The 4,508-nt window shown below is 45.8% G+C and carries 7 protein-coding genes; 6 read left to right on the top strand and 1 reads right to left on the bottom strand.

Features of this window, described 5'->3' with window-relative positions; translation table 11 throughout:
- From L0156_15935 to L0156_15910, 6 genes are all read left to right on the top strand, one after another.
- Positions 1-489, top strand: a 489-nt coding sequence (locus tag L0156_15935; GenBank protein ID MCI0604484.1) for a site-specific integrase, incomplete at its 5' end; no start/stop codon positions are given.
- A 237-nt stretch (positions 490-726) separates the two neighbouring features.
- Positions 727-1,080 carry a hypothetical protein gene (locus L0156_15930; GenBank protein ID MCI0604483.1) on the top strand — a complete coding sequence of 118 codons (354 nt, stop codon included), beginning with the start codon at positions 727-729 and terminating at the stop codon, positions 1,078-1,080.
- A 34-nt stretch (positions 1,081-1,114) separates the two neighbouring features.
- Positions 1,115-1,327 carry a YgiT-type zinc finger protein gene (locus L0156_15925; GenBank protein ID MCI0604482.1) on the top strand — a complete coding sequence of 71 codons (213 nt, stop codon included), beginning with the start codon at positions 1,115-1,117 and terminating at the stop codon, positions 1,325-1,327.
- 227 nt (positions 1,328-1,554) lie between these two features.
- Complete coding sequence (locus tag L0156_15920) at positions 1,555-2,622, top strand: hypothetical protein (GenBank protein MCI0604481.1); 1,068 nt, start codon at positions 1,555-1,557, stop codon at positions 2,620-2,622.
- Positions 2,623-2,770: 148 nt separating this feature from the next.
- The gene (locus L0156_15915; protein ID MCI0604480.1) at positions 2,771-3,346 is read left to right on the top strand and encodes a zeta toxin family protein; all 576 of its coding nucleotides are present in this window, start codon (positions 2,771-2,773) and stop codon (positions 3,344-3,346) included.
- A 236-nt stretch (positions 3,347-3,582) separates the two neighbouring features.
- The gene (locus L0156_15910) at positions 3,583-3,879 is read left to right on the top strand and encodes a DUF1778 domain-containing protein (GenBank protein ID MCI0604479.1); all 297 of its coding nucleotides are present in this window, start codon (positions 3,583-3,585) and stop codon (positions 3,877-3,879) included.
- Between the two features lie 53 nt (positions 3,880-3,932).
- Here the strand turns inward: L0156_15910 and L0156_15905 are convergent.
- A partial coding sequence (locus L0156_15905; protein MCI0604478.1) for a hypothetical protein occupies positions 3,933-4,508 on the bottom strand: 576 nt, incomplete at its 5' end.

The following is a 4,508-nucleotide window of genomic DNA, read 5'->3' as shown; positions in this document are numbered from 1 at the left end:
GCGCTCAATTGGGAAGAAGTCAACCTGGACAAGAAAAGAATTCATATCAGACGCACCCTTACGAAAGATGGAAAGCTTGGACCGCCCAAAAGCAAGAAAAGTGTTCGCTTCGTGAAATTAACCGACTCCCTTGCTCAGGACTTGCGCGCCTGGAAAGCGGAGCAAAAGCAAAAATACGGTTCAGTTCTCTATGTGCTCTGTTCACTTTCAGGCAAAGCGCGAATCAACATTAACCATTGCAGAAAGGTTCATGCCGGGATCCTGAAAAAATTGGGACTAAGAAAAATCCGCTTGCACGATCTCCGCCATACATACGCAACCTTTCTTCTCCAAAAAGGCGCATCTGTCTGGTGGGTTTCCCGCCAGATGGGCCATAGTTCGATCCAGGTAACGATCGACACATACTTTCATTACCTTCCCGACGAAGACGCCCGCGACGCCGCCTTCCTGAACGAATTTCCATCCGGCTCCGATCAAGAAAACGATTAATTTCTTTGGCAATCCTTTGTTATCGCTTGTGTTATCATCGGAATCGATCTATATTGATCGTAGCAGTCAAAGATGAAGAAAACAGGAAGAAGAACCATTTCGAGATTTGCTGCTGGCCGAAAAAGCGTCCTTGTGGTTCTGTTTATACCTAGTGTTCGGCGGAACGGGAAAACAAGGTGACGTAGGACTTGTTGTTGGGGATGAATACTTCAGCATCACAGACTTTACGGAGGAATCATGAAAACTTTGGATAAAACAAAAATCGCCAGGATTCTCCATGCAGAACGAAAAGGGAAAGTCTCAGCGAAAGGGGGATATTTTGGTGCACTGCAATTATTCGCGGAAGTCAATAAGCGGTTTCGGGTTCCAGAGGGTGGAGGTCGTGCGACCGATCCGGCGTGGACAGAACGCCGTTTGCTTCCGCTAAGACCGCAAACATTAAAACGTTTGCAAAAGATCTCCAACAGTATCCAAAAACATCAGCATGTCAGCATTGAACCCATGCAGCTTGCTGCCCTGTTAGTGGAAAAAACGACAGAGGAATTGACTGAAGAGGAAGTTGAAAAATTAGTGACCGCTTCGAAACTTTAGGCTAGACAAATAATTTTGCGAAGAGGAAAAACAAATGAAATGTACTCACTGCCAGGGCAAAATGGAACGAGGCACTGCACCTTTTCACATTGACCGCAAAGGTTATCATCTCCTGCTCGATGCGGTTCCAGCCTGGGTATGTTCGCAGTGTGGGGAAGCATACTTTAAGGAATCCGAGGTCGACGCGATTCAAGCAGTCATTCAGTCCGTAGATAAACAAACCGAAAAGCTGACCACTACAGTGTGATAGCCCGTCCGCTTGTGCGAACTAGCTGCCCAGATTGGCCTTAATACGAAGTGGAACACCTGACTATCAATTTGTCCAGCCATACAACAGTGTGCCAGGCACCTTCAGGATCAAGTCGAGAACTTGCATAATCAATCGAGAGCAGTTCTTCGCTGAAGAAGACATCGTGTTGTGGGTTCCTTGACAATTTTCCTATATTTGACTATTTTCCTAATTAGGAAAATGGCATGAAACAGGAAACTTTACTACTGACTGAAAAAGAGGTCATTGGGAAGTTAAGAGAGCAGCCGGAATTATATTCTCCTCTTGAAATTAAAGTTAAAAGACAACAGAAGTCTGCCTCGCCAACTATGCCAGATGCAGAAATCGACCTGAGTTGGAAAGGACGTAACGTGCTGTTTCAAGCCGAGATCAAATCACGGACTGCGCCCAAGGGCGTATACCAGGCCGCCTCCCAGCTGAAAGCTTATTTAAATCAAAAAGAGAACGGACTCCTAATCGTTCCCTTTTTGAGCCAAGCAATTGTCGATATCCTCAACCGCGAAGACCTGAGTGGGATCGATCTCAATGGAAATTATCTAATTCAAACGAAAGATCTTCTTGCAATCAGACTTGATCGTAGAAACCGGTTCAAAGAAAGCCAACTGATAAAGAACATCTTCAGCGGCAATAGTTCTATGGTCGGCCGCCTCTTTTTGGTGGGAAGGAAGCAATTCAATTCTGTAAACGAGATTTATTCTTCGATAAAACAGCTTGGTGGAAGACTATCGCTTTCGGCAATCTCCAAAGTACTGAAAGTCATGGAAAATGAGTTGATCATCGAAAGAAACAAAAAAAGAATCACTTTGGTTCAATCCGATAAATTGCTTCGCAATCTTCAGGACAAGTATCGCCCACCCAGAATTTCGAACATTTTGAAAATCAAACTTTCATCTCCAGCTCGCGGGCTTAAAGAGATTAACAACTTGATCCCTAAATCCTCGCGGTGGATTTTTACCGGCAAGAGTTCTGCGGAGCGTTACGCTGTGACGACACCGGCCAAATCATACGAAATTTACGTTACGAATACCGGTTCTCTCATCCGTTATGAAGACGAAAGATTCTTCAACACAGTAGTCTATGAAACAGACGATTCATTTCCTTACTTTGACGTCCGAGAATCTGAACGGCTGCCCTGGTCATCGCCGCTGCAAAGTTATTTGGAATTGTCACAGCTGGACAAACGTGAGAAAGAATTGGCTGCCAGTATCCGGGATCAGGTGTTAGGAATTTCCAGTAATCGACAAGAACAATGATCCGTTTATCCTCTATCTTGCAGAGCTAGTGCAAGAATTGGATGGGAAAGACATCTATGCGTGAAAACAAGGAATACGCTAGTTCCCGCGACGTATTCGATAAATACCTCCAGGAATTCATCAAAGACCTGGGTAATTTATTTCCCAGATGAAACCACAGCTTGTTCTAATTGCCGGCCCGAATGGAGCAGGTAAATCCACGATTGCACCGACCCTCTTGAAAGGGAAGTTCAGAAAAGTTGAGTTTGTCAATGCGGATTCGATAGCACAAGGCCTTTCGGCTTTTCGTCCAGAAACTGTAGCTTTCGAAGCAGGCCGGTCGATGTTAAAGCGACTTCATGCTTTAGCAAACGATCAGAAAGATATTGCCTTCGAAAGTACATTGGCAAGCCAATCCTATGCTCGTTGGATAGAACAACTTCAAGAAAAGGGATATCGGTTCTATCTGATTTTTCTTTGGCTTGAATCGACCGACCTTGCTATTCAAAGGGTTCGAGAAAGAGTCAAGGCAGGTGGCCACGATGTTCCGGAAGCTATGATCCGCAGGAGATACACTCGAGGAATTAAGAACTTCTTGAATCTCTATCTTCCTCTGGCAAACACATGGGCGATTTACGATAATAGTGGCAAGGAGCCGGTCTTGATTGCGGCCGGTGGCAAAAAACAGAAAACGAAAATCTTCAAGAAGGAATTATGGCGAATCATTCAGGAAACAGGAAAGTAAGACATCGGCGGCGCCGCTTATCCGACGAGTTTCTCGTGAATGATGCTAAGGAAGTGGAAAAGTTGCTTCGCAAAGCTGTTGCCAGAGCCTTGCGAGTTCATCGAGCGTTAAACAACCCCGTGGCGGTGATGCAAAAAGGCCGCGTGGTCCTCATCAAACCATAGCAAACCGTAATTTCGGACAGCGGAATTTTGTCTGTACGGTGAATACCCTACATTGTTCATCGGGAGTTTGATATGAGACGAAAGGCTGTAACGAAAAGAGAGTCGAAGAAGGAAGGCTTGGAGGCCCGGCTAACACCGGAACAGAAAAAGCATATTGAACGCGCTGCCAGAATCAAAGGTACATCTGTGTCCGATTTCGTTGTTTTAAGCGCCGAGGACGCAGCGTTGCGCACGATTTACGAACAACAAACACTGACCTTGAATGAACGGGCGAGCGAAGCGTTTGCCAATGCTCTGCTCAATCCTGCTGCACCAGGCGGAAGACTAATAGCTGGTGCAAAGCGTTACAGGAAACGAATAAAAGCCTGAGTCACGATCAAGCAAGGCGAAAATTCAGAGTCCGTACTCGAATCAACATCGGTCTAAGTTTTCTTCATCCGTTTTGCTCGTTGCTTAAGCTTTCTCTTCAATTCGGCCTGTCGTGCAAATGGATGACTTCTTGCATGGTTGTTGATGAAGGCCTTCCTTTCAGACTTGGTCATGCTGTCCCAGTTTAGCCCTTGATCTGCGCAGAGCCTCCTTAGTTCCGCCGCAATATCAGGCGAGATCATTCCCTTTTGCGCTTTGGTCACATCGAGAAAGTCGAGCCAGGGGAAAGGATTCTCCAATTTTGCTTTTACGAAGATCTCCTGGAAGATCTTGTGATTCTTAGCAAGTGCCATGCAGCCACCATTTCCCTCATGTCTCAATGCACGATTCATTGTGAGCTCAAGGAGTCCTTGGCATGCAATTTCCGCAAATCTCATGACCACATATTGGTCCAGGACCTTGTCAGGGATGGAAACACCACTCATCTTTCGCCTCTTTCCGAACTTGTTCCAGCCCTCATGCCAAACGCTTGCGTTCCAGTGATCAAATCCATCGGTTGCCCATAAATGCAGTCTCTCACCATCTCCCCAGATGTAATATTTTCCGCGAATATATGACATGATGTTCTC

The sequence above is a fragment of the bacterium genome (genome assembly GCA_022616075.1).
GTDB lineage: Bacteria > Acidobacteriota > HRBIN11 > JAKEFK01 > JAKEFK01 > JAKEFK01.
Note: the sequence above shows the minus strand (reverse complement) of the source record. Positions and strands in the feature narration are given on the sequence as shown.

Bases quoted from the DNA above. Each gene is read 5' to 3' on its own strand.
- L0156_15925 (MCI0604482.1), top strand. From the start codon at position 1,115: ATGAAATGTACTCACTGCCAGGGCAAAATGGAACGAGGCACTGCACCT.
- L0156_15920 (MCI0604481.1), top strand. From the start codon at position 1,555: ATGAAACAGGAAACTTTACTACTGACTGAAAAAGAGGTCATTGGGAAG.
- L0156_15930 (MCI0604483.1), top strand. From the start codon at position 727: ATGAAAACTTTGGATAAAACAAAAATCGCCAGGATTCTCCATGCAGAA.
- L0156_15910 (MCI0604479.1), top strand. From the start codon at position 3,583: ATGAGACGAAAGGCTGTAACGAAAAGAGAGTCGAAGAAGGAAGGCTTG.
- L0156_15915 (MCI0604480.1), top strand. From the start codon at position 2,771: ATGAAACCACAGCTTGTTCTAATTGCCGGCCCGAATGGAGCAGGTAAA.